This is a genomic window from Xanthobacter sp. NM-59 (assembly GCF_021401125.1).
In the GTDB taxonomy this organism is placed as follows: domain Bacteria; phylum Pseudomonadota; class Alphaproteobacteria; order Rhizobiales; family Xanthobacteraceae; genus Xanthobacter.
Map to the genome: position 1 here is coordinate 296,878 of NZ_JACBFQ010000003.1, position 26,234 is coordinate 323,111.

A 26,234-nucleotide genomic window follows, 5' to 3' on the forward strand; every position below is an offset into this window, starting at 1 on the left:
CTTGCATCTGTGACCACCGGGCCACAGGATCGCCATAGGCTGCCGCTAGGGGCTATGCTGCAGCGTCTGTGCCAGCCGGCTCCGGGATTCGGCCCGGTGCGCACCCGGCTTTCCGGACAGATGCTGCCCCAGGTGCCGCCCTCTTTCAGAGACCGTGAATGATGCCGAGCCGTTTCTTTGTCCCGCGTGTGATGGCAGCAAGCCTCTGGCTGGCGGCGTCCCTGGCGCTGGCGGCGCCCACCGCCGGCTGCGCCCAAGGCACCTTGCCGCCCGGCTCGCTGTGGGGCGGGCCCCTGGATGGCGGCGGCAATTCCAGCGCTTCGGCCCCCGCGGCGGGCCAGCCCTCGGCCCCGCTGCCCCCGCGCCGCCCGAATGCGCCCTACAATAACACCACCACAGCCGAGGTGCGACCGACCGCACCCGCCGCCGCGCCAACGCCCGCGCTGCCCGATGGGCGGGCAAGCCCTGCCACAGTGGCGCGCATCACCAATTACTATAATTCCGTGCAGTCCATGACGGGCACCTTCACCCAGACGGATCCCGACGGCACGCGCCGCACCGGCGACTTCTACATGCAGAAGCCCGGCCGCGTGCGCTTTGAATATGACCCGCCGAGCCCGGTGGAACTGATCGCCAACGGCCAGTCCGTGGCGGTGCGCGATCGCAGCCTGAACACCCAGGACGTGACCCCCCTGGACCAGACGCCCCTGCGCTTTCTGCTGGCGGAGCGGGTGGACCTCGCCAACGATCCCAACGTGACCGGCATCTTCCAGGACGACCGCTTCATCACGGTCACCATGCAGCACCAGGTGCCCATGCTGGGCACCTACCGCCTGCTGATCCTGTTCGACGCCAAGACCTCGGCCCTGAAGCAGTGGGTGGTCACCGACCCCCAGGGCTATGACACCCAGGTGACACTGAACAAGGCGGACGTGAACAAGCGCCCCGACCCGCGCCTCTTCGTCATCAATTTCGAGCGGATGCTGCAGTAAGGCGCGCGCTGGCGGCGGCCCCGCCAGTTCCCCAGCGGTCAAACGGCACTAAAATACCACATCCAGCGTGTGACGCGCCGGCCGCGCTTGCCAGCGGCGCCATGTGGCGGCAATCTCCGCTCGACAAGTCGTTTGGCGGGTGTATGCCGGAGCATCGTCTCACCGGGCGACTGGACATGGGAAACTGCCGGATCATGATCATGGAACGTGGGAATGCCGCGGCTGGCGAGGATCACGCGGCTGCTGAGCACGGGCTCCGCTCGGGGGCTCTGAGCCGCCGGTCGTTTCTGTTCGGCTCCGCCATCGGCCTCGGCGCGCTCGGGCTCTCCGGCTGCGCGGGCCTGGACGGCATGAGCGTCGCCGAGGCGGAGAAGCTTTACGGGCCTGTCCCCACCGAGAAGTTCCCCATTCCCGGGGTGGATGTCAGCAAGGTCAACCCCAAGTATTACCGCCGCACCGTGCGCTATGAAAGCAAGGAAGCGCCCGGCACGATCATCGTGGATCCCGGCAATTACTACGTCTACCGCATCGAGGAAGACGGATACGCCACGCGCTACGGCGCCAATGTGGGCCGTTCCGGCTTCCTGTGGAGCGGCGACGCCTATGTGGGCCGCAAGGGCGAATGGGCGACCTGGACCCCGCCCAAGGAAATGATCAAGCGCCAGCCGGAAGCCGCCAAATATGCCGGCGGCATGCCCGGCGGCCTCGATAACCCATTGGGCGCGCGCACGCTTTACCTGTACCAGAACGGCAATTACACGCTCTACACCATCTACGCCACGAGCGACCCGGAATCGATCGGCACCGGCGTCACCAGCGGCTGCGTGGGCCTCCTGAGTCAGGACATGATTGACCTGTATTCCCGCACCCCGGTGAAGACCAAGGTGGTCGTGCTGCCGGCATAGTAGCGGGTGGGAGCGCCCGTCACGGACGGGCTTGTTCCGAACACGTGTGTTTCCTATATTACCGACACGGGTGGCGCCCACGGGTGCGGCCCGTTCGATGGAGAGTGGATGTCAGAGCTTGTGTGAAGAGGCTCTCTGAATCTCAGAGAGCCGCGTGAACTGGAAACCGCCGGGTGCACGCGCACCGGGGTGTTTTTTCACGTCTGTCACACGAGACATCCATGAATATTTCACGACATGAACAACGTGCGCTGCACGTGCTGGCGCTTGGCGGCGGCATTCTGCACGCGCGCGACGACGGCCCCAAGATCACGTCCGTGACCTGTGTCACGCGCGAGGGAATGGTGCTGGCTGACTTCGACCTTGAGATCTTCAAGCGGCTGCGCCGGAAGCGGCTGATCGAGTCGCGATCAGGCCGCCCGTATCGCATCTCGAAACGCGGCCGCACCTTTGTTCGCGCCCAACTGGACAATCAGGGGGCATGACATGCTGATCCGCAACGAAGCGGCCGCAGATATCCCGGCCATCAGCCAGCTTGTCACCGAAGCCCTCCGGCTGCTTCCACAGGCCACTGGGACTGAGGCCGGCATCGTCGAGAGGCTCCGCGCGGAGGGCGCGCTCACCCTCTCGTTGGTGGCCGAGGACCAGGGAGCCGTCATCGGCTATCTGGCCGCCTCGGCGGCACGGATCGGCGCGCAGGACGGCTGGGGGCTGATCGGCCCGCTGGTCGTCCTGCCGTCCCGACACCGCCAGGGGATCGGTTCGGCCCTGATGGCGGAGGCCCTCCGCCGCTTGCGCCAGACCTGCCGGGGCGCGGCGCTGGTGGGCGATCCCGCTTATTACGGCCGCTTCGGCTTCCGCGCCTTTCCCGGCCTGGGCGTAGCAGGCTGCCCGCCCGAGGTGGTCCAGGCGCAGCCCTTCGACGGCGCTGAGCCGCGCGGGGAACTCTTTCATCATCCCGCATTCGGCCTGCACCAGCAGGAGTGACGCCAAGCCGGGCGGCAACTCAAGGGATGTCGCCCGGCCATTCATCGCCGCCCCGCATCAGGCTCGGGCTCCACCCTTGCGCCCTCGCCTCGCCTGCTCTACCCCTAAGCTTCCCTGCCATTTTTCAAGCCGTTGCTGCCTTGTCCCTCACCATCGCCACCTGGAACATCAATTCCGTTCGTATCCGGCTCGATATTCTGCGCGAGGCCGTCGCCGCGCTGAAGCCGGATGTCCTGTGCCTGCAGGAAACCAAGTGCCAGGACGACAAGTTTCCCCTCGCCGCCATCCGCGACCTGGGGTTCGAGCATATCGCCCTGCACGGGCAGAAGGGCTGGCACGGGGTGGCCACCTTCTCGCGCCGGCCGTTCGCTGAGGTCACGCGCCAGGAATTCTGCGGCAAGGGGGATGCCCGCCACGTGGCGGTGACGCTGGCGCCCGAGCATGGGCTCGGCAAGCCTATCACCATTCACAACTTCTACGTGCCCGCCGGTGGCGACGTGCCGGACCCGGAGCTGAACCCCAAGTTCGCCCACAAACTCGCCTTCCTGGACGAGGTCACCGCCTGGCCGCAGCTTCTGTCCGACGCGACCGCCGAGGACCGCCACGCGGTGCTCGTCGGCGACCTCAACATCGCGCCCCTGGAAAGTGATGTGTGGAGCCACAAGCAGTTGCTCAGCGTGGTCAGCCACACGCCCGTCGAGGTGGAGCGCATGGCCCGCTGGCAGGCCGCCGGCCGCTGGGTGGACACCATGCGCCGCTTCGTGCCGCCGGAAGACAAGCTGTTCACCTGGTGGAGCTATCGTTCGCCCAACTACACGGTGAATGATCGCGGCCGCCGGCTCGACCATGTCTGGTCCAGCCCCACTCTGGCGCCCCACGCCACCGCCATGACCGTGCTGAAGGATGCGCGCGGCTGGGAAAAGCCCTCCGACCACGTGCCCGTCGCCCTCACCTTCGCCTGAGGTCACAGGGTGTTCGAGCGGCGCGAGCCGCGGCGCGCGTGACGCAACCATGCGGGCCCAACCGGCTGGCTGTTCGGCAAATTCCGTGAAACGGGGAAGGCCCCGCGCGTCACGCGGCGGCGGGTTGCCTCAGCGGCGGCGGGGAGCCGGGCGGGACCGCTCCAACTCGGCACGCACGCCGTCGAGCGCCCGCATGGTCTGCTCCAGGCGCTTGGCAATGGCGCGGCGCAGCTTCGCCGCGGCCCGGGGATGGCGCTCCAGCACCAAAATGAAATCCGCCCGGGCGATGCGCAGGAGCTCGCATGGCTCCACCGCCACCGCGGTCGCGGGGCGCGGGGTGGGCGCCACAAGGGCAATCTCGCCGATGAGGGCGCCCGGCTCCACCGCCATCACCGCCCGGCGCACGCCGTCGCGGCGGATGTCGGACAGCTCCATGCGCCCGCTCAGCAGCACATAGCCGCAATCGGCGGTCTCCCCGGCATGGAACAGGGTTGCGCCTTCCGCCAGCGCCACCCGCTGGCCCGCCGCCACCAGATGGGCCAAAACGGTGTCGTCCAGCGCTGAGAAAGTGGAGATGGCGCGCAGCAGCGCGACATCCTCTTCCGGCACGTTATCCAGCTCGTCTTCCCGGTCCACGGGCGGTCCTCCTCGCGGCCGGCGCGGCGGCCCTGGAGCACGTTCCGCGCGCATCGGGGCACGCCCCGGGCTTCCGCGTCGACGCACTCTCTTCGCGCGAACCCATGCCCATGGGGTCACCCTCGCGCGCTCCGCCCGCCTTCGCGCGCGAACCACGCTCCAGGTCCGTGCGACGGCGCATTTTCCGGACGCGAGGCGCCAGCCGCCTCCCTCGAAAATGCGCCCGCCGCCTCAGGGCACCAGCTTGTAGCCGCCCGCCTGGGTGGCGAGCAGGGTCGGATTGGCCGGATCAGGCTCGATCTTCTGCCTGAGGCGGTAGATGTGCGTTTCCAGCGTGTGGGTGGTGACGCCGGAATTGTAGCCCCACACTTCCTGCAGCAGCGTCTCGCGCGGCACCGGCGTCTTTCCGGCCCGGTAGAGATAGCGCAGGATGGCGGTTTCCTTCTCGGTCAGGCGGATCTTCGAGCCGCGCTCGGTGAGCAGCAGCTTGGCCCCCGGCCGGAAGGAATATGGCCCGATGGCGAACACCGCGTCCTCGCTGGCCTCGTGGGAGCGCATCTGCGCGCGCAGCCGCGCCAGCAGCACCGAGAAGCGGAAGGGCTTGGTGACGTAATCATTGGCGCCGGCGTCCAGCCCCATGATGGTGTCGCTGTCGCTGTCATGCCCGGTGAGCATGATGATGGGCGCCTTGAAGCCATTGCGGCGGATCTGCCGCACCGCGTCGCGGCCGTCCATGTCCGGCAGGCCCACATCCATGATGACGAGGTCCACCGCACCGTTCTTTGCCGCCTCGATGGCGGCGGCGGCCGAGTCGGCCGGAACGGGTTCGAACTCTTCCTGGAGGGCAAGCTGCTCGATCAGGGCATCGCGCAGCTCCGGGTCGTCCTCCACCACCAGGATCTTCCACGCATTCGCCATCGAATCCTCCTGTGCCCTTGCGGACACGCTCATGGTGCAAGTACAGCACGGCTCAGGCGCGGTGCAAATTTTCCCATAACAGAATCAACAGCGAGCGGTAACAGGCTGGGTCGTCGCATGGAACATCCTGTGGGCATCTCCCTCTTGCACGTCCACCGCCGCCCCGGGCACCGCCATGAGGGGGTGCTGAAGGCCGGCGAGCGCGCCATGCGCGTGGCCATCGGCCGCTCGGGAATCAGCCCCGACAAGCGCGAGGGCGACGGCCGCACGCCGGCCGGGCGCTGGCGCGTCCTCGGTTTGCTCTATCGCCCCGATGCCGGCCCGCACCCGCGCACCGCTTTGCCCTGCCGGCCCATCGGCCGCCGCGATGGCTGGTGCGACGCGAGCGGCCACCGGCTCTATAACCACCCGGTACGGCTGCCCTTTTCCGCCTCCCACGAGCGGCTGTGGCGGGACGATGCCGTCTATGACCTGGTCCTGGTGCTGAACCACAACACGCGCCCGCGCATCATGGGCCGGGGCTCGGCGGTGTTCATCCATCTCGCCCGGCCGGGATTTGCGGCCACCGAGGGCTGCGTGGCGCTGCGGCGGTCGGACATGCGCCGGCTGCTGGCCCGCCTGACGCCCGGCGCCGAGATCCTCATTCACGCCTGAAACCCTTGGCCCCGGTGCCGGACCGGCGCCGAGGGTCTCCGCGCGGGCTTGAGCGAAAACCCATGAGGGCGGCTCACGGGCCATTGGCGGAGCCGCTCAATCCAGGGTCTGGCGGAAGCGGGCGACGGCGATGCCCATGGCCACCAGCATCAGGGCAAACAGCGCCGCCGCGTCCCCCCTGAGATCGGCGAAATCCGAGCCCTTCAGGAGGATGCCGCGAACCATGCGCAGGAAATGGGTGAGGGGCAGCACCTCCCCCACCCATTGCGCCCACAGGGGCATGCCCGAAAACGGAAACATGAAGCCGGACAATAGGATGCTCGGCAAGAAGAACATGAAGGACATCTGCACCGCCTGGAGCTGGTTCTGCGCCAGGGTGGAGAAGGTGTAGCCGATGGAGAGGTTGGTTGTGATGAAGAGCAGGGTCGCCGCCGCCAGCATCCAGGGCGAGCCCTCCACCGGCACGCCGAACAAAATCATGCCCGCCGACAGGATAAGCACCGCCTGCAGGATGCCCACCGCCACATAGGGCACGATCTTGCCCAGCATGATCTCCACCGGGTGGATGGGCATGGACAGCAGGCTTTCCATGGTGCCGCGCTCGATCTCCCGCGTCACCGAGAGGGCGGTGAAGATGAGCATGGTCATGGTGAGGATGGTGCCGAGCAGGCCGGGCACGATGTTCAGCTGGCTGGTGCCGGCCGGATTGTAGCGCCGGTGCTGCACAATCTCGAACGCCGCCGCGCCCGCCGCGTCCACGAACCGCTCACGGGCAAGGGCCGTGCCCACCACGCCGGAGAGCGCCGCCAGTGCATTGGCCGAGCCCACCGGATCGGTGGCATCGGCCGCCACCAGCAGCTGGGGTTTCTCCCCCCGCCTGAGGCTGCGCTCGAAGCCGGCGGGGATCTCCACGAAGAACAGCACGTCGCCTGCTCGGATCAGGTGCTCGGCCTCATCCGCGCTCTGCACCTCGCGCACGAAGGCGAAGAAGGCGGTGTTGCGCAAGGCGGCGAGGATGGCGCGGCTGATCTCATTGTTTTCATGGGCGAACACCGCCGTGGGCAGATGGCGCGGCGTGGTGTTGATGGCATAGCCGAATAAAATGAGCTGCAGCAGCGGGATCATAATCATGGTGGCGAAGGTCACCCGGTCGCGCCGCAGCTGGATGAACTCCTTCACGATCATCGCCGAGATGCGCCGCACCACGCCCAAAGCGTGCGCCACGGGCCCGTGGGGGTGGGCGTGGTCGGGGGCGCTCATCGCAGATCGTCCTTGGACCGGCCCATGAGGTCGATGAACACATCCTCCAGCGTCGGCGCATCCTTGCGGAAGACGAGCCTGGGGTCGCCCCGGAAGGACGCGATGGCCGCCTCCAGCGCCACCGCGTCGCGGCCGGAAATGTGAAGCTGGGTGCCGAAGGGCGCCACCATGTCCACTCCCGGCCGCGCGCTCAGGCTGCGCGAGAGGGACGAGACGAGCTGGCCGGCCGCATGCCCCTCCACCCCTGTCACCTCCACGGTCCAGGTGCTGAGGCCCGAGGCCGCGATGACGTTGGCCACCGTGCCCTGCGCCAGCAGCTTGCCATAGGCGATGTACGCGATCTCGTGGCAGCGCTCGGCTTCGTCCATGTAATGGGTGGAGACCAGAACAGTGAGCCCATCGGCCGCCAGATCGTGGATCTGCGCCCAGAATTCGCGCCGCGCCTTCGGGTCGACGCCGGCCGTGGGCTCATCCAGCAACAGCAGATCGGGGCTGGGCAGGATGCAGGCGCCCAGCGCGAGGCGCTGCTTCCACCCGCCCGAGAGCGAGCCCGCAAGCTGCTTGCCGCGCCCGGCAAGGCCCAGCCGCTCCAGTGCGGCGGTGGCCGCCTTCTCCGGCTGCGGCACGCCATAGACGCGGGCGACGAACTCCAGATTCTCCCGCACCGAGAGGTCCTGATAGAGGGAGAAGCGCTGCGTCATGTAGCCCACCCGCTCGCGGATCTTCCGCGCCTCGGTGCGGATGTTCATGCCAAGGCAGGTGCCCTCCCCGGAATCGGGGGTGAGCAGGCCGCACAGCATGCGGATGGTGGTGGTCTTGCCCGAGCCGTTGGGGCCAAGGAAGCCGTAGATCTGGCCGCGCATCACACGCATGGTGAGGTGGTCCACCACCATGTGGCCGCTGAAACTCTTGGAGAGCCCCTCCACCGAGATGGCGACATCGGGCGGCGGCTCCATCCGCGCGCTGGCGGCGGCCTCCATCATGGCGCGCCGCCAAGGCTGACGGTGACCGGCTGGCCCGGCCGGGCGCGGGCCGGTTCATCCGGCCGCGCCTCGATGAGATAGACGAGCTTGGCCCGCTCCTCCCGGCTGTAGATCACCGGCGGGGTATATTCCGCCGACGCGGAAATGAAGCTCACCTTGCCGGTGATGGGCGGGCAGCCATCGCAGGAGACGGTAACGCTCTGGCCCGCCGACACCTTCGGCAGCACCTCCTCCGGCACGAAGAAGCGGATCTTCACGAGGCCCGGCGGCAGCAGCGAAACCACCGGGCGCCCCTCGGGCACCAGTTCGCCCACGCGATAATAGACGGTCTGGATCGCGCCCGCCGCGGGGGCCTTCAGGGTGCGCCGCTCAAGGCGCACCTCGGCGGCGGCCACCGCCGCCCGGGCCGCGCGCGCGGTGCCCTCCGCCGCCTCGATCTCCTGGGTGCGCGAGGCGATGCGGGCGGCCGCGATGCGCCGGCGCGCCTCATCAAAGGCGGCCTGGTTCTGCTCGAACGCATGCTGGGCGTTGTCGAGATTGGCCTGCGAGGACGCGCCCTTGGGCACCAGGTCCTTCTGGCGGGAAAGCTCGATGCGCGAGAGGTCGAGCGCCGCCGAGGCGCGCCGCTCCGCCGCCTCCAGCACCGCGATCTCCTCGGGCCGCTGCAGTGGCGCCTGGGCATTGGCCAGGCGCGCTTCCGCCTCGCGCAACTGGGCCTTGGCGCTGTCGAGGTCCGCCACCTGAAGGTCATCCTCCACCGTGGCCAGCACCTCGCCCTTCGAGACGGCATCGCCCTCCTTGACCGCAAGGGCGCGGACGCGGCCCGGCTCGTTCGGCCCGATGAAGATGAGATCGCCCTCGATATAGCCGGAGAAGCTGCGCTGTGCGCCGCCATCGCAGCCGGCGATGAGAAGCGCAGCGAATGCGAGCGGAGCGAGGCGCGCGCGCCGGGACACCGAATGAAGCCATTGGCGCATCAGCTGCATCCCCCTCCCAGGCCCGCCAGTAGAAGATCTCGATGGGCCGCCAGCAACGCCCGCGTGTCGAGCGGATCGAGCGTCGCGAACAGCCCGTTCCACACCACCGCCAGGATGGCCGGCGCCACCACAAGCTGCGGAAAACGAATGGCCAGGTCGCTCTTCAGCTCGCCCCGATCGAGGCCGCGCTGCGCCACCTGGCGGATGAGCGCGAGGCCGCGTGAGACGACCTCGCGGTGATAGAACGCGGCAAGCTCGGGAAAGCGCGCGCCTTCCGCAAGCATCAGGCGCACCAGGGGAGCCGCCGGCCCTTCCAGCACGCGATCCGCCATCAGGCCCAACAAACCTTCAAGCAGCTCGGCCGTGGTTCCGGGGAAATGGGCGACGAGGCTGCCGGCATCGGAGAGAACGGACGTGATATTCGCCTCCACCAGGGCCCGGAACAGCGCGTCCTTGTCGGTGAAGTAGAGATAAAGGGTGCCCTTGGCGACGCCCGCCCGGCGCGCCACCTGATCGAGCTTGGTGTGGGCGAAGCCATGGGTCGTGAACTCCACCAGGGCCGCATCAAGAATGGCCCGGCGGCGCGCCTCGCGGGCCATAGGGGCCGCACGGCGCCGCGGTGAGAGCGTAGCGCTTTCTCGCGCACCGGCCACCGGCAGGCGCGGCCCCTCCAGCCCAGCTTGGCGTCCCGCCGGTCTCTTCTCCTCGGACGATGTCTCGTTCCTGGCCATGACCCTGCCGATCCCGCACCATGACTGACCCGTCAGTCATATACCAGACAGAGGGAGCGTGACACAGCTTCGCGCTGTGGAACCCGTCGAAATCTGGCCGGATCCAAACACCGGTGGGGCCGCAGCACCCGCCCCGGGCAGGAAAGGCCCCTCTTCGATTGGTTCGCGCCGCCGTGCAGGCCCCATATGCAATGGCGGCTCAAGACACTCGCAGTGGCAAGCCGCGTTCAGTCTTCTCCCTGCTCCTGGCCTCTCCCATCGCGAGCCAGAGGCGGGGCAGCAGCCGCCATTCAGCGGGAAAGCTTGAAGGTGCAATCGCCTTCGGGAGCGGCCGGCTCATCCCGTATTCGTCCCGCCGCCGCGCTTCCGCCGCAAATGGGAGAGGAGGCTGTGGTGTGAGCGACGGCCGCTGTGCCGGCATCCGTCCGGGATCAAAAGCGTTCCGCCATAACGCGGTGGCAGAGCGCTCCGACATCCCCAACTACGGAGGAGCAAAGGCGCGCCGGGCCGTCACTCCGGGCGCCGGTGCTTCGCGGCATTCCAATGGCCTGCTTGTCGCCGCATCGTGCGCTTCGCAGCATTTGCCCCCGCCCCTCTCCCGCCCCGATCCAGCGCGAGCGCTTCCGGCCGCAGGTCCGAGAACCCCGGCCATCGTTAGAGCAGCAACGGCTGAAGCGGGCCGAGGGACGATTGGGCTGGCCCCTTGCCGCACGGGGTTCGACCCACCTGAGCCGCGACATGCTCCCATTGTGCCGACGGCCGACCCGCTCAACGCCGGCCGCCAATCCCCGCGCCGCGACGCCCGCTGCGGAACTCGGCGGCAGCATCGCCAGCCGCGCCGTTTCGACAACAGACGGCAGTCACAGCCATCCCGCCACTACCTGCCCCTGTAGCGAAAGGCCCGGTGCGGGAGACGGCGCGCGGTGAGCCCGGAACAGCTTCATGCCTCTGCCACGGCCCCGCGCTGAAACGGCACCGCCCTCCCCCTGGCAGCCGACGGCCCCGAAGCATTCGGGCGCAGCCGCCGCGCGCCATGCGGAGGCTTCAGCTCAAGATGCCGGTGCCTTCGCGTCGCCGGGCGTGTTCCAGGGTGAGGGCCGGGGCAGCGGCATCGCGTGGCCCCCCAAATGCAACTGGGGCCGGACGCGCCTCACGCATCCGGCCCCAGAAGATCTTGGCTTGGTGGCCCTCACTCCGCCGCGGCGGGGTGCTGCGGCGGTGGCGCGCCCTTGGCGCCGTGCCCTCGGAAGCTCGCGAGCCAGCGTGCGAACACGTAGAACACCGGCGTGAACACGAGGCCGAACAGCGTCACGCCGATCATGCCCGAGAACACCGCCGTGCCCAGGGCCTGGCGCAGCTCGGCGCCGGCGCCCACGGCCCACACCAGCGGCACCACGCCCAGGATGAAGGCGAGCGAGGTCATGATGATGGGCCGCAAACGCAGCCGCGCCGCCTCCACCGCCGCCTCGCGCCGGCCATGGCCATCGTCCTCGAGCTGCTTGGCGAACTCGACGATGAGGATGGCGTTCTTGGCCGCGAGGCCGATGAGCACGATGAAGCCCACCTGGGTGAGGATGTTGTTGTCCATGCCCCGCATGATGACGCCGATAAGCGCCGCCACCAGGCACATGGGCACGATGAGAATGACCGCCAGCGGCAGGGTCAGGCTCTCATACTGCGCCGCCAGCACCAGGAACACGAACACCACACCCAGCGCGAAGGCGAAGATGGCGGTGTTGCCCGCCCGCTCCTGCTGGAAGGCGATGCCCGTCCACTCATAGGCAAAGCCCTGGGGCAGGATCTTCTGGGCGAGGCCTTCCATGATCTTCATGGCCTGGCCCTGCGAGTAGCCCGGCGCCGGCGAGCCGTCGAGCTCCGCCGCCGGATAGAGGTTGTAGCGCGGCACGCGATAGGGGCCGGAAATGTCGCGCACGGTCGTGAACGAGCCGAGCGGCACCGTATCCCCATTGGCCGTGCGCACGCGGATGGCGAGCACGTCCTTCGGCTCCATGCGGAACGGCGCGTCAGCCTGCGCCTGCACCCGGAAGGTGCGGCCAAACATGTTGAAGTCGTTCACATAAGTGGAGCCGATGAAGGTCTGGAGCGCGGTGAACACCTCGTTCACATTGACCTTCAACAGCTGCGCCTTCTCGCGGTCGATGTCGAGATAGAGCTGCGGCGTCGAGGTTTCGAACAGGGTGTAGACCTGCTGCAGCCCCGGGGTCTGGGCGGCCGCGCCCATCATGGCGTAGGTGGCGTTGCGTAGGGCCAGCAGCCCGGCGCCGTCGCGATCCTCCACCATCATACGGAAGCCGCCGGCATTGCCGATGCCCTGCACGGGCGGCGGCGCAACCACGATCATCTGCGCTTCCTGGATGGAAGCCATCTTACCGAACAGCTGCTTCTGGATCGCCCCGGCCGAGCGGCTGGGATCGCCCCCGCGCACCGAGAACGGCTCCAGGATCACGAACATGGCGCCGGCATTGGGGGCGTTGGTGAAAGTGGCGCCCGAGAAGCCGACGATGTTCACGATCCGCGCCACGCCCGGCGTGCCGAGCACGAGGTCACCGGCACGCTTCATCACCGCTTCCGTGCGCTCCATGGAGGCCCCCGGCGGCAACTGCGCGACGACGATCAGGTAGCTGCGGTCCTGCTGGGGAATGAAGCCCTGCGGCGTGGTCGTGAACAGGTAGCCGCCGAAGGCGACGATGCCCGCATAAACGATCAGCACCAGGGCCACCACGCGCACCAGGCGCGAGGTCATCCAGGCATAGCCGTTGCCCAGCCCCTCGAATCCGCGGTTGAAGATGCGGAAGAAGCCGATCACGGGCCACGCATACCAGGCGTGATGCTCGTGCCCCTCCCTGTGCGGCTTCAGGAGCAGCGCGCACATGGCGGGCGAGAGCGTCAGCGACACCAACAGCGAGATCAGCGTGGACCCCGCGATGGTGAGCGCGAACTGCTGGTAGAAGGCGCCTGAAATGCCGGTGATGAAGGCCGTGGGCACGAACACCGAGGACAGAACCAGCGAGATGGCGACCAGCGCGCCGCCCACCTCGTCCATGGTCTTGTAGGCCGCATCGCGCGGGGAGAGCCCGGCCGCGATGTTTCGCTCCACATTCTCCACCACCACGATCGCGTCATCCACCACGATGCCGATGGCGAGCACCAGGCCGAACAGCGAAAGGTTGTTCAGCGAGAAGCCGAACAGCGCCATGACGAAGAATGTGCCCACCAGCGAGATCGGGATGGCCAGGATGGGGATGATCGCCGCCCGCCAGGTCTGCAGGAACAGGATCACCACCACCACCACCAGGATGATGGCCTCGCCGATGGTGTGCACCACCGCGTCCACGGACTGCTGAATAAACTCGGTGGGGTTGTAGTAGATGCCGTATTCAAGACCTTCCGGGAAGGTCTTGCGGATGCGCTTCATCTCCTCCACCAGCGCGTTGCCGGTGGCGAGCGCGTTGGAGCCCGGGCGCTGGAAAATGCCGAGACCGATGGAGGGATAGCGGTCCAGGAACGAGGTGGAGGCGTAGTCCTGGGCGGAGATCTCCACCCGGCCCACATCCTTCAGCCGCACCAGGGCCTGCTCGGTCTGCTTGATGACGATCTGGCCGAATTCCTCCGGCGTCGACAGGCGCCCCAGCGTGCGCACGGCGATCTGGAAGGCGTTCTGCTTCGGCACCGGCGGCGAATTCAGAATGCCCGAGGCCACCTGCACGTTCTGCGCCTTCAGCGCCGCCACCACGTCGTTGGAGGTGATGTTGAGCTGCGACAGGCGGTCCGGATCGATCCAGATCTGCATCGCGTATTCGCGCGAGCCGAACACCGTGATGGAGCCGACACCGTCGATACGCGAAAGAACATCCTTGATCTGGATGTTGGCGAAGTTCGACATGAACAGCGGATCACGCGAACCGTCGGGCGAATACAGGTTCACCACCAGCAGCATGTCTGGCGATGACTTGGCGGTGACCACGCCCACCTGCTGCACCTCGGCGGGAAGCCGCGGCTCGGCAATGGCCACGCGGTTCTGGACCTGCACCTGAGCGGTGTCGAGATCGGTGCCGAGGTCGAACGTCACCTGGATCGAGAAGCGGCCGTCCGCCGTTGAGTTGGACGAGATGTAGAGCATGTGCTCCACACCGTTGATCTGCTGCTCGATGGGCGCGACCACGGTGTCGGCCACCGTCTCGGCGGAGGCGCCGGGATACTGGCCCGTGACCGTGATCACCGGCGGGGCGATCTCTGGATACTGCGCCACCGGCAGGCGCAGATAGGACACCGCGCCCAGGATGATGACGATGGTGGAGACCACCGACGCGAAGATCGGGCGATCAATGAAGAAGTGGGAAAAGCGCATGGATGCGTCCCCCTCACTTCGAGGTCGCGGAATCGGCGGCAGGCTTTGCAGCGTCGGACTTCGCAGCGTCAGGCTTGGCCGGTTCTGTCTTCGCGGGCTCCGGCTTCGCAGCGTCAGCCTTGGGCGCATCAGCCTTGGGCGCATCAGCCTTGGGCGCCTCGGCCATCTGCGGGGTCACGGTCACGCCCGGGCGCACGCGCATCAGGCCGTTCACCACCACCGTATCCTGCGGCGTCAGCCCTTCCAGGACCACGCGCTGGTCGCCAGACAGCGAGCCGAGGGTGACGAAGCGCTGGCTCACCTTGTTGTCGGGGCCCACCACATAAACGAACTTCTTCACCTGTTCGGTGCCCACCGCCATGTCCGGCACCACGACAACCTCGTGCGGGTCGGACGAGTTGAGCCGCAGCCGCGCGAACATACCGGGGCGGAACAGGCCGTTGGGATTATCGAACACGGCACGGCCACGGATGGTGCCCGTCTCGCGGTCGATCACGTTGTTCATGAAGTCCATCTTGCCCTGGTGCACGAAGCCCTTGTCGTCAATGAGCTTCAGCGCCACCGGCTCACCCTTGATGTCGGCCTTGCGGCGCTGGATGCGCAGCAGAGCGGCCTCGTCCATGGTGAACTCGAAGCGGATGGGATCGGTGGAGACGATGACCGCGAGCAGGGTGGGCGTGCCGCCCGTGCCGCCGGTCACATAGTTGCCCACCGAGACCCGCCGATCGCCGATCTGGCCGGAAACCGGCGCCTTGATCTCGGTGAAGTCGAGATCAAGCTGCGCGGACCGCACGGCCGCTTCCTGGGACTGCACGGTGGCGGCGGCGGTGCGCTCGGCCTGGGTGCGCTGGTCGAAGGTCTGCTTGGAAATGGCCGTGGAGTTGCGGTCCTCCAGCAGGGTGCGGGCGCGCTCCAGATCAGTCTTGGTGAAGTCCAGATTGGCCTGGGCCTGGGCCAGATTGGCCTGCGCCTGCTGCAGGGCGATCTTGAACGGGCGCTGGTCGATGGTGAACAGCAGGTCGCCCTGCTTCACCGCCTGGCCGTCCTTGAAGTGGATCGCATCCAGGTAACCGGACACGCGGGCGCGCACGTTCACCTCGTCGATGGCGACGAAGCGGCCCACATATTCGTCCTGGTCGGTAACGGTGCGGGTGGTGGGATGAGCCACCGTCACCGGCGGCGCCGGCGGCGGGCCAGAAGGCGCTGCGGCCTGCTCGCCGCACCCCGCGAGCAGCAGGGCGAGAGCGGCGGGCGCATAGAAAAGGCTTGAGCGCATGGAATGCGTCATCAAATCCGGCTCCTGGCGGATCCTTGGTGATCCGCGAAAATTCCCGTCAAGGGATTTGGGGCGAAGGGTTCGGCACTTCCCGCAACCGACGAGCCGAAACCGGAATGAGAGGCGTTCCGATAGCATAAGCCGCTGCGATGCAAAACGGCTGACTTGCCGAAAACCCCTTTCCACCCGACCTTGGGACACGACGAACGGTAAGCCGTGACTTTCTGGCAACGCTGCCGCAGCGCCGCCGTCCGCGCCGAAATCCGGCCAATCCGCCTCAGATCGGAAGCGCCGGCAGGCGTCGGCCCATCACCCCCGCCAGGAAGCGCCGGCCCAGCAGCAGCACGACAGCAGCGGCGTAGACGGCGCCTCCGCCGAGCACGACCAGGGCCAGCATCACTTCTGCGCGAGCGGGAAGGTTCGGCGGCAGCAGCCAGGCAGCCAAGGCCTGTGTGCCCCACAGCGCCGCAGCCACCACCACCAGCACCGCGCCCAGCCGCGCCAGATGCCCGCCGAGCGCTTCATCCCCCAGCGGGAATCCCCGCCGCCGCGCGAATACGATGAGAAGGCTCACGTTGATCCAGCCCCCCACCGCCGTGGCGAAGGCAAGGCCCACCTGGGCCAGCGTGCCCATCAGCGCAAATTTCAGCGCCACATTGAGCGCCACCGCCGTCAGCGAGGCAATCATGGGGGTGCGCGTGTCGCCGCGTGCATGGAAGGGCGCGATGAACGCCCGCACCACCACGAACGCCAACAGGCCGAAGCCGTAGGCGCGCAGGGTCGCCGCCGCGTCCGCCGCGTCCGCCGCGGTGAAGGCGCCGCGGGCGAACAATGCGCGCATGGTCAGGTCCGGCACCACCAACGCAGCCGCTACGAAGGGAATGCCGAGCAGGGTCGCCAGCTCGATGCAGCGCGCCTGGGCATGGGCCGCGCCCTCATCGTCCTTCACGGCAAGTCGGCGCGCCATTTCCGGCAGCAGCACCGTGCCCACCGCGATGCCCACCACGCCGATGGGAAGCTGGTTGATGCGGTCCGCGTAATACAGGGCCGAAAGCGCGCCGATGGGCAGGAAGGTGGCGATGATGGTGTCCGCGAACAGGGCGATCTGCACCCCCGCCGAGCCGATGATGGCCGGCCCCAGGGCCTTCAGGAACTGGCGCGTGCCCGAATCCATCTTGGGCCGGCCGAATCGCAGGCCGATGCCGTGGCGCTCGGCATCCAGCCCCACCACGAACAGCTGCGCCACGCCGGAAATGAGCACGCCCCATGCCGCCGCATGGCCGGCGGTGGGAAACAGGGCCGCCGCCAGCAGCGTGCTCACCATGCAGATGTTGAGCAGAATGGGTGCCGCCGCCGCCACCGCGAACCGCTCGGACGCGTTGAGGGCGCCGGAAACCAGCGTCGCCACTGAGATCAGCGCCAGATAGGGAAAGGTGATGCGCGTAAGCGTCACCGCCAGGTCGAAACGCTCGCCATCGAGCGCGAGGCCCGGCGCCAGCAGGCTCACGAATTGTGGGGTGAAGCCCAGGGCCAGCGCCAGCAGCACGCCATGCACCAGCATCATGGCGGTGAGGATCTCGTCCGCGAACTGCCGCGCCGCCGGCACCCCGCTCTGCTCCCTCAGCCGGGCGTAAGTGGGCACGAAGGCGGCGTTGAAGGCCCCTTCCGCGAAGATGGCGCGAAAATGATTCGGCAGGCGGAACGCCACCAGGAAGGCGTCCGCCACCGGCCCCGCGCCCAGCACCGCGGCCATGACCACATCGCGGATGAAGCCGGCAAGGCGCGAGAGCAGCGTGAAGCCGCCGACAGAGAGAATGGAGCGAAACATGGGGCCCGGCGCGCCGTGAGAAATGCGGAGCGGAAGCTAGCCGGTCACGGGCCCCGGCGCCAGCGTCGCGCCGCGCCCGGCGCGCGCACCTGCGGGCGCTCGTCAAAAACCCTGCCCCTCAATGACAATGGCGCCCCTGAGGGCGCCATCACCGCTATCACATCCGGGTCAAAACCCGCGAAAGCCCTCAGGCGCCGAGGCCCCGGCGCACGGCGGCGATGATGCGATCCTGCGTCGCCTCGTCGAGATAAGCGTGCATGGGCAGGGAGATGACTTCCTCCGCCAGCGCCTCGCACACGGGCAGGATGGCGCCCACCGCCGGATAGTGGCGATAGGCCGGCTGCAGGTGCATGGGCAGGCGATAATAGACCGCCGTCGGCACGCCGTCCGCCTTCAGCTTCTCAGCCAGGCCGTCACGCACGCCGGGCTGAAGCCGCAGGGTGTATTGCGCCCAAACGGAGGTGGCGCGCGGGTCCACCGCCGGCACCGTGGCCACATCCTTCAAAAGCGCGTTGTAGCGGCGGGCCACCTTGTCGCGCGCGGCAATCTCTTCCTCGAAGATGGCCAGCTTCTCCAGCAGCACCGCCGCCTGGATGGTGTCGAGGCGCGCCGTCATGCCGATGCGCACGTTCTGGTACTTGTCCACCCCCTGGCCATGCTCGCGCAGGCTCTTGAGGATGGTCACCAGCTCCTCGCTATCGGTGAAGATGGCACCACCGTCGCCGTAGCAGCCCAGCGGCTTGGCGGGGAAAAAGGAGGTGGCGGTGGCATCGCCGATGGAGCCGGTGCGCCTGTTGTTCCAGGTGCCACCGAAGCCCTGGGCAGTGTCGCACAGCACCTTCAGGCCGTGCTTTTCCGCGATGGGCAGGATGGCATCATAGTCCGCCGGCTGGCCGAACAGGTCCACCGGGATCACCGCCTTGGGGGTGAGCCCCTGCTCCACCGCCACGGCGATGGCGGCTTCCAGGCTCTCCGGGTCCATGTTGAAGGTGTCTTCCTTCACATCGACGAACACCGGGGTGGCGCCCACCCACGGCACCACCTCGGCGGTGGCGCAGAAGGTGAAGGCCGGGCAGAACACCGCGTCGCCCGCCTTCACGCCCCAGGCCATGAGGATGAGCGCCAGCGCGTCGGTGCCCGAGGAGCAGCTGACCGCATATTTCGAGCCGGCGAACGCCGCCAGCTTCTGTTCGAGCTCACCCACCTGCGGCCCATTGATGAAGCGGCAGGAGGAAAGCACCGCCTGAACCGCGTCATCGATCGTCCGGCCGATGCGGGCGCGCTGCGCTGCAAGGTCGATGAAGGCGATGGGCGCGGCGGTCGCGGGAGACGTCATGAGCCAAGTCCTGGAATGAAGCCGGGCGGGAAACCCGGGAGGAAAGCGAATCAGCCGATGGCGCGGCGCTGGGCCGGCTGGGCCGGTCCGTGCTCGGCGAGGCAGGAAATGGCAATGTCGAGGCTCGCCACGCCCTGCTCGCCGGTCACTTCCGGCGTGCGGCCGGTGCGCACGGCGGCCAGGAAGTTCTCCAGCTCCGCGCGCAGGGGCTCCGCATAAGCCACCGGCAGGTGGCGGGTGGAATAGGAACCGTCCGGCCGGTAGTCGAAATGCTCGGTCACCTGACGGGTGAGCAGATCGCCGATCACATACTTCTTGGCGGTCGCCACATGCACCGTGCGCGCCTTGAAGGGGGTGAGCCAGTTGGTGTTGATGTGCGCCAGCACGCCGGAGGCGGTGCGGAACTGCAGGAGCGCGATATCCTCCCGCGCCGCCAGCGCCGCCGAGGTCTGCGGCTGCACCTCGATGATTTCCGAATCGGTCAGCCAGCGGATGAGGTCGATGTCGTGCACGGCAAGGTCGATCACCACGCCCACATTGGACATGCGCGGCGGGAACGGACCGACGCGCGTGAAGGCCACCGAGAGGATGTCCTCACCGCGAATGGCCTCCTTCACCGCGCGCACGGCCGGATTGAAGCGCTCCACATGGCCGACCATGAGGGTGACGCCCTTCTCGCGCGCCGCCTCGACGATCTCGCGCCCCTCCTCCGCCGTGGAGGCGATGGGCTTTTCCACCAGCACCGCGCAGCCGGCGCCGATGACGTCCAGGGCCACCGGATGGTGCAGGTGGGTGGGGGCGGCCACGATCACCGCGTCGAGGCCGAGATCGAGCAGCGCCTTATGGCTGTCGACCGCCTTGCAGCCGAGGAAGCTGGCGACGCGCTCGGCCTGGGCCTGATCTGGATCGGCCACCGCCACCAGTTCAGCGCCCGGCAGCTCGGAGAGCACGCGTGCGTGGTTGGAACCCATAATGCCGATGCCCGTGACACCGACGCGAAGGGCGCGCTCGGGCGCAGCCGGATGAGCCATGACAGCCCTCATTTCTTGTTCACGGTGCCGGCTCCTAGCACGACAATCGAGGAAGAAGCGAGGCAAGCGGCGAAAGTGTCCCGCCCACCGCGTTCAACAATTGCGTCCCCGTGTTACCGGCGCCCCTCCTGACGTTGCGGCGGGCAAAGGCCGGCAAGAGGCTGGCAAGGCTTGAAATCCCGCGCACGGCCGCCCGCTTCAACGTGCGCCGGCGGGGCGAACACTTCCCTCCCGGCCGCCATGAGATTAAGGGACGCGCCACGCGCGATGCAGCATCGCGAAAAACGGGCAGGATCCCCCATGCGCAAGATTGTCGCCGGTAAGCTTCACGGCATCACCGTCACCGGAGCCGACCTCAACTATCACGGCTCCATCACCCTCGACCCTGACCATTGCGAGGAAGCCGGCATTCTGCCGATGGAATTCGTGGAGATCTGGAACCGCAACTCCGGCGCGCGCATCTCCACCTATGTCATCCTGGGCGAGCGCGGCTCGCGCTGCTGCGTTCTCAATGGCGCCGCCGCCCGCACCTGCCAGCCCGGCGACGAGGTCATCATCTGCAACTCGGTCTATGTGAGCGAGGAGGAGATCCCGGCCCTGAAGCCGCGCGTGCTCACCTTCGACCGGGAAAACCGCGTTACCGGCCGGCTCGTCTACGAGGTTGAGCGCGAGGCGGACGGCCGCTACCGCTTCTCCATCCGTGACGAGAGCGGCACCGCCCAGCCCATTCCCCTGCGCAGCGCCCCGCGCGGCTGACGCTAGGGCGCGTGGGCCGCGCATGCCACGAGCCCAGGCTCGCGCGGCGCCAGAGCGCGGCCCTGAAGCCCCCACCTGAGCACCCACCTGAGCACCCACTTGGGGGCTCACTTTGGGGGGTGCTCACCAAGGACGACGCCGGCAGCGGCATCGCGGTGCGTGCCGCGACCCATCAAAACGGCAGCGACGCCCAAAGCAAAGGGGCTCCCCGGCACTGGCCGGAGAGCCCCCTTTTTTTTCAGATGCGCGGCGATCAGAACTTGTAGTTCACGCCGGCCTTCACAGTGTTCATGTTCAGGCCGCTCGTGGCGGTGTCGCCGTTGATGTAGGTGACGTTCTTGTTGCCGTAGTCGAGATAGAGATACTCGGCCTTGACGGTCCAGTTGTTGGTGATCGCGTATTCCGCGCCGCCGCCGATGGTCCAGCCCCAGCGGGTGCTGTTCTGGCTGAGGCCCCACGGGGCATCGAGAGAGGTGTTGGCCCAGGCCGCGCCGCCCGTGAAGTAGGGCAGGAACCGGTCGAAGGCATAGCCCACGCGGCCGCGGATGGTGCCGAAATTGTCCACGTTGCTGGACACCACATTGCCGCCCACCGGGCCGCCCAGCAGCAGGTTACTGTTGCTGATGCTGGAGAATTCCAGATCCGCCTCGGCGCCGAGCACCACATTGTTGGCGAACTGGAAGTTGTAACCGGCCTGCAGACCACCAAACACACCGTTGGAATTGCCCACGTCATAGCCGTAGGAGAAGCCGCCGGTGGTGTAGTCGAAGGCGTTGTCGGCCCAGCCCCAGCCCACGTTGCCGCCGATATAGAAGCCCGTCCAGGAGAACATCGGCACGGGGACCACGGCGGCCTTCACGGGATAAGCATAGCGGCCGGAGAGATCAGCGGCAGAGGCGGAGCCAGCCAGGAGAGCCAGGGCGGACACGCCGAGGAGGGCACGCTTCAACATGACGAATACCTTCTTGCTTCATTTCGGCTCGCCCGAAAGCGACGGCCGACCATGGGAGACTTCATACAGACCGGAGCCGCGCACGTCTGTAGCGATTGCGCCACACCGGATAAATCAAAAACGGCTGAGATGTGGCAAAACGTTTCCCGTTCCTTACAACACTCAGCAGCCGCTCTGTCAAACAAGGCCCAACATGGGCATGACCACAGTTGCGCCTTATTTGCGATACCTTCCAATGCACCCGAAAACTGAACAGATAGTTGAAACTTTGGAAGGTAATATTCTGTCCACAGGCTGCACAGCCAGAGACAAAAGGCGTGAATGCGATATTCCGAAGGGTAATTACCTCCGGATACTCAACCCACACCCTACCCCTGCAACCTGTCGCGCCCACCCGAGTGCAAGACGACAGCGGACTGCTGGTTTCGCCCTCAATCTGAGCGCCGAAAGCTGACCAAATTGGGCAAGCCCCCAACTCCCACCACCTATGCTGAACGCGGGGTAAATCCCATATTCCATTGATTTATATGTATATTTTTACATCCCGCGAACGCCAGGCCGCATTCGGGCGTCGCTTTTGCGCTCGAATGGTTGACCGCTGCTTAAGAGTGCGGTGGATGCCGCAAGGCCCCTGCGACCTGCGATTGGCGCAAGCGCATTCGGGCGGAAGGGTTCCCGGTGCGCGTGGAGAAAGCGCGTTAAGTCAACAAATTAGATCATTTCCCCGTTTCCGCGGAATGAGGAAATGATCTAAGTTGCGCCCATGACCGGCAGACGCCCCAAGGACCCACCCGAACTCCAGCTTTCTGACGCCGCACCCGCCATCCCCGGCGGGCCGAACAGAAGCGTGACAGCCGCGCCCCGCGACGAGGCGGCGCAAGGCGAGCAGCCGCCGGCGGGTCCGGAGGCGGAGCCGGCTGAGATCCCGCTCATCGAGCTGACGGATGAAGCGGAAGCCCCGGCCGAGGCGACGCTTGCGTTTGGCCGCGCCGCCATCGTGCGGGCGGTGAAGCTCGCGCCCGCGGGGCCCGGCGTCTACCGCATGCTGGGGGCGGACGGCACGGTGCTCTATGTGGGCAAGGCCAAGAGCATCAAGAAACGGGTGCTCAGCTATACCCGCCCCGTGGGCCACACCAACCGCATCGCGCGGATGATCGCGGCCACCCATTCCATGGAGTTCGTATCCACCCGCACCGAGCCGGAAGCGCTGCTGCTGGAAGCGAACCTCATCAAGCAATTGAAGCCGCGCTTCAATGTTCTGCTGCGCGACGACAAGTCATTTCCCTATATTCTCATCACCGCCGACCATGATGCCCCGCAGATCACCAAGCATCGTGGCGCGCGCAACCGGCCGGGAGACTATTACGGCCCCTTCGCCAGCGTGTGGGCAGTGGATCGCACCATCAATGCACTGGAGCGCGCCTTCCTGCTGCGCTCGTGCTCCGACAGCTATTTCGAAAACCGCTCGCGCCCCTGCCTGCTGCACCAGATCAAGCGGTGCGCCGGCCCCTGCACCGGCGAGATCACGCCCGCCGATTACGCCCAATTGGTGCGCGAGGCGAAGGCCTTCCTCTCCGGCCGCTCCCGCGCCATCAAGGAAGAGCTGGCCAAGGAGATGGAGCAGGCGGCCGAGGTGCTGGAGTTCGAGCGCGCCGCGCGCCTGCGTGACCGTCTCGCCGCCCTCTCGGCCGTGCAGGGCAGCCAGGGCATCAATCCCCGCTCGGTGGAGGAAGCCGACGTGTTCGCCTGCCACCAGGAGGGCGGGGCCACCTGCATCGAGGTGTTCTTCTTCCGCACCGGGCAGAACTGGGGTAACCGCGCCTATTATCCCCGCGCCGACCGCTCCCTGGACGAATCGGAGGTGCTGGGCGCCTTCCTCTCGCAATTCTATGAGGACAAGCCGGCCCCGCGCCTCATCCTTCTGTCCCACAAGGTAGAGGAACAGGCGCTGATCGCCGAGGCGCTGTCCGAAAAGGCCGGGTTCAAGGTGGAAATCGCCGTGCCCCAGCGGGGCGAGAAGCGCGATCTTGTGGACCACGCCCTTCAGAACGCGCGCGAGGCGCTGGGCCGCACTTTGGCCGAAACCGCCACCCAGGCCCGGCTGCTGGAGGGGGTGGCCAAGGCCTTCCACCTGCCCCGCACGCCCCAGCGCATCGAGGTCTACGACAACTCCCACATCATGGGCACCAATGCGGTGGGCGGCATGATCGTGGCGGGGCCGGAAGGCTTCCGCAAATCGCAGTACCGCAAGTTCAACATCAAATCGACGGACATCGTCCCCGGCGACGATTTCGGCATGATGCGCGAGGTGCTGCGCCGGCGCTTTTCCCGCCTGCTGAAGGAAGCCCCGCGCCCTGGCGTCGAGGAGGAGGAGCCGGCCGTGGTGACGGCGGCGACCGCTCCGGAGCCATCGGCGGACCAGCCCGATTTGCCGGAAGTCGACACCCCCGATACCGAGCTGCCCGACACCGAGCCGCCCGACACCGAGCTGCCGGACGCCGAGCTCCCCGACACCGACAGCCCCTTGCCCGATGCCGAGGGCGCTTCGCCCTGGCCGGACCTGGTGCTGATCGACGGCGGCCTGGGCCAGCTCAATGTGGCGCGCGAGGTCCTGGACGAACTGGGCATCACCGAGGTGCCGCTGGTGGGCATCGCCAAGGGGCTCGACCGCGAGGCGGGGCGCGAGCAGTTCTTCATTCCCGGCCATCCGCCGTTCCGCATGGAGCCGCGCGACCCGGTACTTTATTTCATCCAGCGCCTGCGGGACGAGGCCCACCGATTCGCCATCGGCTCCCATCGCGCGCGGCGCAAGAAGGACATCACGGAAGCCGGGCTGCAGGCCATTGCGGGTGTGGGCCCCACCCGCAAACGCGCGCTGCTGCGCCATTTTGGCACCCTGAAGGCCATCGAGCGCGCCTCCCTCGCGGACCTGGAACAAGTGGCCGGAATCAATGCCGCCACCGCCAAGGCGGTCTATGATTATTTCCACGAGAAGCCGCCGGCCTGAGCCGCCGGCCGCCACAAGCGGGTTTCCCCTCCGCTCCCGGCGGAATAAGAAGGGGGGTCCGCGACCCCCTATCGCCTCTGCGAAGTGACAAGCATGGCCGACGCCGCAACGCGCCCTTCCCCCTCCCCCGGCCGGGGGCATGCCCTTTCCGTGCCCAACCTGCTCACCTATTCGCGCTGCGTGGCGGTGCCGCTGGTGGCCGCCTGCCTGTTCTGGTCGGACATCCTGCATGGCGGCCTGTGGCTGCGCTGGGTGGCGCTGGCGCTCTACATCGCCGCCGCCATCACCGATTTCTTCGACGGCTACCTCGCCCGCGCCTGGCAGCAGCAATCGGCCATCGGCCGCATGCTCGATCCCATCGCCGACAAGCTTCTGGTCTCCACCTGCCTGCTGATGCTGGCCTCAGACGGCACCATCCGGGGCTGGTCGCTGTGGGCCGCCATCGTGATCTTGTGCCGGGAGATCCTGGTTTCCGGCCTGCGCGAGTTCCTGGCGGAGCTGCGCGTGTCGGTACCCGTGTCGCGGCTCGCCAAGTGGAAGACCACGGTGCAGCTGGTGGCCGTGGGCGTGCTCATCACCGGCCAGGCCGGCGAGCGGCTGCTGCCCGGCATCAATCTGGCGGGGCTGACGCTGCTGTGGATCTCGGCCGTGCTCACCCTCTACACGGGCTATGATTATTTCCGCGCCGGCGCGCGCCATCTGGTGGAGGACGAGCGGTGAGGATCCTCTATTTCGCCTGGCTGCGCGAGCGGGTGGGCGTTGCCGAGGAAGAGCTCGATCCGCCGGCCGCGGTGGTGAGCGTGGCCGATCTCGCCCGCTGGCTGGCGGCGCGCGACGAGGCCCACGCCGCCGCCTTCACCGACCCCAAAGTGGTCCGCGCCGCCCTCGACCGGCGCCATGTAAAGCCCGACGCGCCCATTGCCGGCGCGCGCGAGGTGGCCTTCTTCCCGCCCATGACCGGAGGCTGAGCCATGGCCGGCGACATCTTCGAGGTGCGGGTACAGGCCGAGCCCTTCGATGCCCCCGCCGAAGCCGCCCGGCTCAGCAGCGGCCGCACGGATGTGGGCGCGCTGGTGACCTTCACCGGCCTGTGCCGGGCTGATGCCGGCGAGGCGCCGCTGACCGCCTTGGTGCTGGAGCACTATCCCGGCATGGCGGAGGAGGAAATCACCCGCCACCTGGAGGAAGCCCGCCGGCGCTGGCCTCTCCAGGGCGCGGTCATCATCCACCGCTTCGGCCGCATCGTGCCCGGCGCGCCCATCGTGATGGTGGCCACCGCTTCCGCCCACCGCGCCGCCGCCTTCGCCGCCGCCGAGTTCCTGATGGACTGGCTGAAGACCGGCGCGCCCTTCTGGAAGAAGGAGGAGCGCGGCGCGGCCGCGACCGGCGGGTGGGTGGCGGCGAAGAGCTCCGACGACGACGCGGCCGCGCGCTGGAACGACCCCGCCAAGGCCGGCGAGCGCTGACCAGGCGTCCCATGCCACCTCCGAGAACGCGGTGAACGGGCCCTCAGGGGTGTTCTCCACCGGCCCGGGCGGTTTCGTAAACAAGTGGTTAACGACCTGCCCCGATACCTACCATCTCCATAAAAACAGTTTGATCTCAATCATTTGCGCGAACGGCTGAAACCTACCGCCAAAGCCGCCCGGGCCCCCTCCGAACGGGCGATCCACC

The 26,234-nt window shown here is 67.5% G+C and carries 23 protein-coding genes; 11 read left to right on the forward strand and 12 right to left on the reverse strand.

What is annotated here, in order from left to right; all coding sequences use genetic code 11:
* Positions 1 to 158: 158 nt before the first annotated feature.
* From L0966_RS09075 to L0966_RS09095, 5 genes are all read left to right on the forward strand, one after another.
* Positions 159 to 992 (forward strand): outer-membrane lipoprotein carrier protein LolA, encoded by an 834-nt coding sequence (locus L0966_RS09075; protein WP_234051567.1) that lies wholly within the window; start codon positions 159 to 161, stop codon positions 990 to 992.
* 194 nt (positions 993 to 1,186) lie between these two features.
* Positions 1,187 to 1,897, forward strand: coding sequence for a L,D-transpeptidase (locus L0966_RS09080; protein ID WP_234051568.1), 711 nt, complete (start codon positions 1,187 to 1,189; stop codon positions 1,895 to 1,897).
* Positions 1,898 to 2,118: 221 nt separating this feature from the next.
* Entirely contained in the window at positions 2,119 to 2,382 is a 264-nt protein-coding gene (locus tag L0966_RS09085) for a YjhX family toxin (protein ID WP_234051569.1), read from the forward strand.
* A gap of 1 nt (position 2,383) precedes the next feature.
* Complete coding sequence (locus tag L0966_RS09090; RefSeq protein WP_234051570.1) at positions 2,384 to 2,884, forward strand: GNAT family N-acetyltransferase; 501 nt, start codon at positions 2,384 to 2,386, stop codon at positions 2,882 to 2,884.
* A 140-nt stretch (positions 2,885 to 3,024) separates the two neighbouring features.
* Entirely contained in the window at positions 3,025 to 3,846 is an 822-nt protein-coding gene (locus L0966_RS09095; protein ID WP_234051571.1) for an exodeoxyribonuclease III, read from the forward strand.
* Between the two features lie 129 nt (positions 3,847 to 3,975).
* On the opposite strand, the gene L0966_RS09100 is transcribed toward L0966_RS09095, so the two are convergent.
* Both L0966_RS09100 and L0966_RS09105 read right to left on the reverse strand, forming a co-directional pair.
* On the reverse strand, positions 3,976 to 4,482 hold the full coding sequence (locus L0966_RS09100) for a cyclic nucleotide-binding domain-containing protein (RefSeq protein WP_234051572.1): 507 nt from the start codon (positions 4,480 to 4,482) through the stop codon (positions 3,976 to 3,978).
* 231 nt (positions 4,483 to 4,713) lie between these two features.
* Positions 4,714 to 5,400 carry a response regulator transcription factor gene (locus L0966_RS09105; RefSeq protein WP_234051573.1) on the reverse strand — a complete coding sequence of 229 codons (687 nt, stop codon included), beginning with the start codon at positions 5,398 to 5,400 and terminating at the stop codon, positions 4,714 to 4,716.
* A 117-nt stretch (positions 5,401 to 5,517) separates the two neighbouring features.
* Between L0966_RS09105 and L0966_RS09110 the strand changes: the two genes are divergently transcribed.
* Positions 5,518 to 6,054 carry a L,D-transpeptidase gene (locus L0966_RS09110; protein WP_234051574.1) on the forward strand — a complete coding sequence of 179 codons (537 nt, stop codon included), beginning with the start codon at positions 5,518 to 5,520 and terminating at the stop codon, positions 6,052 to 6,054.
* A gap of 96 nt (positions 6,055 to 6,150) precedes the next feature.
* Here L0966_RS09110 and L0966_RS09115 read toward each other — a convergent pair whose 3' ends face one another.
* The 9 genes from L0966_RS09115 to L0966_RS09155 all read right to left on the reverse strand — a co-directional run bounded on the left by L0966_RS09115 (position 6,151) and on the right by L0966_RS09155 (position 19,845).
* Positions 6,151 to 7,314, reverse strand: coding sequence for an ABC transporter permease (locus L0966_RS09115; protein WP_234051575.1), 1,164 nt, complete (start codon positions 7,312 to 7,314; stop codon positions 6,151 to 6,153).
* Positions 7,311 to 8,294, reverse strand: a complete 984-nt coding sequence (locus tag L0966_RS09120) for an ABC transporter ATP-binding protein (RefSeq protein ID WP_234051688.1) — start codon at positions 8,292 to 8,294, stop codon at positions 7,311 to 7,313. Before L0966_RS09120 ends, L0966_RS09115 begins: the two co-directional genes overlap by 4 nt.
* Positions 8,294 to 9,274 carry an HlyD family secretion protein gene (locus L0966_RS09125; protein ID WP_234051576.1) on the reverse strand — a complete coding sequence of 327 codons (981 nt, stop codon included), beginning with the start codon at positions 9,272 to 9,274 and terminating at the stop codon, positions 8,294 to 8,296. Before L0966_RS09125 ends, L0966_RS09120 begins: the two co-directional genes overlap by 1 nt.
* Positions 9,274 to 9,873: a TetR/AcrR family transcriptional regulator gene (locus tag L0966_RS09130; protein ID WP_234051577.1), complete on the reverse strand. Its 600-nt coding sequence runs from the start codon at positions 9,871 to 9,873 to the stop codon at positions 9,274 to 9,276. Before L0966_RS09130 ends, L0966_RS09125 begins: the two co-directional genes overlap by 1 nt.
* A gap of 1,321 nt (positions 9,874 to 11,194) precedes the next feature.
* A complete protein-coding gene (locus L0966_RS09135; protein ID WP_234051578.1) occupies positions 11,195 to 14,374 on the reverse strand; it encodes an efflux RND transporter permease subunit in 3,180 nt (1,059 codons plus the stop codon).
* Between the two features lie 13 nt (positions 14,375 to 14,387).
* Positions 14,388 to 15,662 (reverse strand): efflux RND transporter periplasmic adaptor subunit, encoded by a 1,275-nt coding sequence (locus L0966_RS09140; RefSeq protein ID WP_234051579.1) that lies wholly within the window; start codon positions 15,660 to 15,662, stop codon positions 14,388 to 14,390.
* A 265-nt stretch (positions 15,663 to 15,927) separates the two neighbouring features.
* Complete coding sequence (gene murJ / locus L0966_RS09145; protein ID WP_234051580.1) at positions 15,928 to 17,478, reverse strand: murein biosynthesis integral membrane protein MurJ; 1,551 nt, start codon at positions 17,476 to 17,478, stop codon at positions 15,928 to 15,930.
* Between the two features lie 187 nt (positions 17,479 to 17,665).
* Positions 17,666 to 18,814, reverse strand: a complete 1,149-nt coding sequence (locus tag L0966_RS09150; RefSeq protein ID WP_234051581.1) for a DegT/DnrJ/EryC1/StrS aminotransferase family protein — start codon at positions 18,812 to 18,814, stop codon at positions 17,666 to 17,668.
* Between the two features lie 50 nt (positions 18,815 to 18,864).
* Positions 18,865 to 19,845: a Gfo/Idh/MocA family protein gene (locus L0966_RS09155; protein ID WP_234051582.1), complete on the reverse strand. Its 981-nt coding sequence runs from the start codon at positions 19,843 to 19,845 to the stop codon at positions 18,865 to 18,867.
* Positions 19,846 to 20,145: 300 nt separating this feature from the next.
* On the opposite strand from L0966_RS09155, the gene panD reads away from it, so the two are divergent.
* Complete coding sequence (panD, locus tag L0966_RS09160; RefSeq protein ID WP_234051583.1) at positions 20,146 to 20,601, forward strand: aspartate 1-decarboxylase; 456 nt, start codon at positions 20,146 to 20,148, stop codon at positions 20,599 to 20,601.
* 253 nt (positions 20,602 to 20,854) lie between these two features.
* Here panD and L0966_RS09165 read toward each other — a convergent pair whose 3' ends face one another.
* A complete protein-coding gene (locus L0966_RS09165) occupies positions 20,855 to 21,553 on the reverse strand; it encodes an outer membrane protein (protein ID WP_234051584.1) in 699 nt (232 codons plus the stop codon).
* Between the two features lie 763 nt (positions 21,554 to 22,316).
* Between L0966_RS09165 and uvrC the strand changes: the two genes are divergently transcribed.
* From uvrC to L0966_RS09185, 4 genes are all read left to right on the forward strand, one after another.
* Positions 22,317 to 24,560: an excinuclease ABC subunit UvrC gene (gene uvrC, locus L0966_RS09170; protein ID WP_234051585.1), complete on the forward strand. Its 2,244-nt coding sequence runs from the start codon at positions 22,317 to 22,319 to the stop codon at positions 24,558 to 24,560.
* 93 nt (positions 24,561 to 24,653) lie between these two features.
* Entirely contained in the window at positions 24,654 to 25,280 is a 627-nt protein-coding gene (gene pgsA, locus L0966_RS09175) for a CDP-diacylglycerol--glycerol-3-phosphate 3-phosphatidyltransferase (RefSeq protein ID WP_234051586.1), read from the forward strand.
* Positions 25,277 to 25,528, forward strand: coding sequence for a molybdopterin converting factor subunit 1 (gene moaD / locus L0966_RS09180; RefSeq protein ID WP_234051587.1), 252 nt, complete (start codon positions 25,277 to 25,279; stop codon positions 25,526 to 25,528). The genes pgsA and moaD overlap by 4 nt, the downstream gene beginning before the upstream one ends.
* 3 nt (positions 25,529 to 25,531) lie before the next feature.
* Positions 25,532 to 26,026, forward strand: coding sequence for a molybdenum cofactor biosynthesis protein MoaE (locus tag L0966_RS09185; RefSeq protein WP_234051588.1), 495 nt, complete (start codon positions 25,532 to 25,534; stop codon positions 26,024 to 26,026).
* Positions 26,027 to 26,234 lie beyond the last annotated feature (208 nt).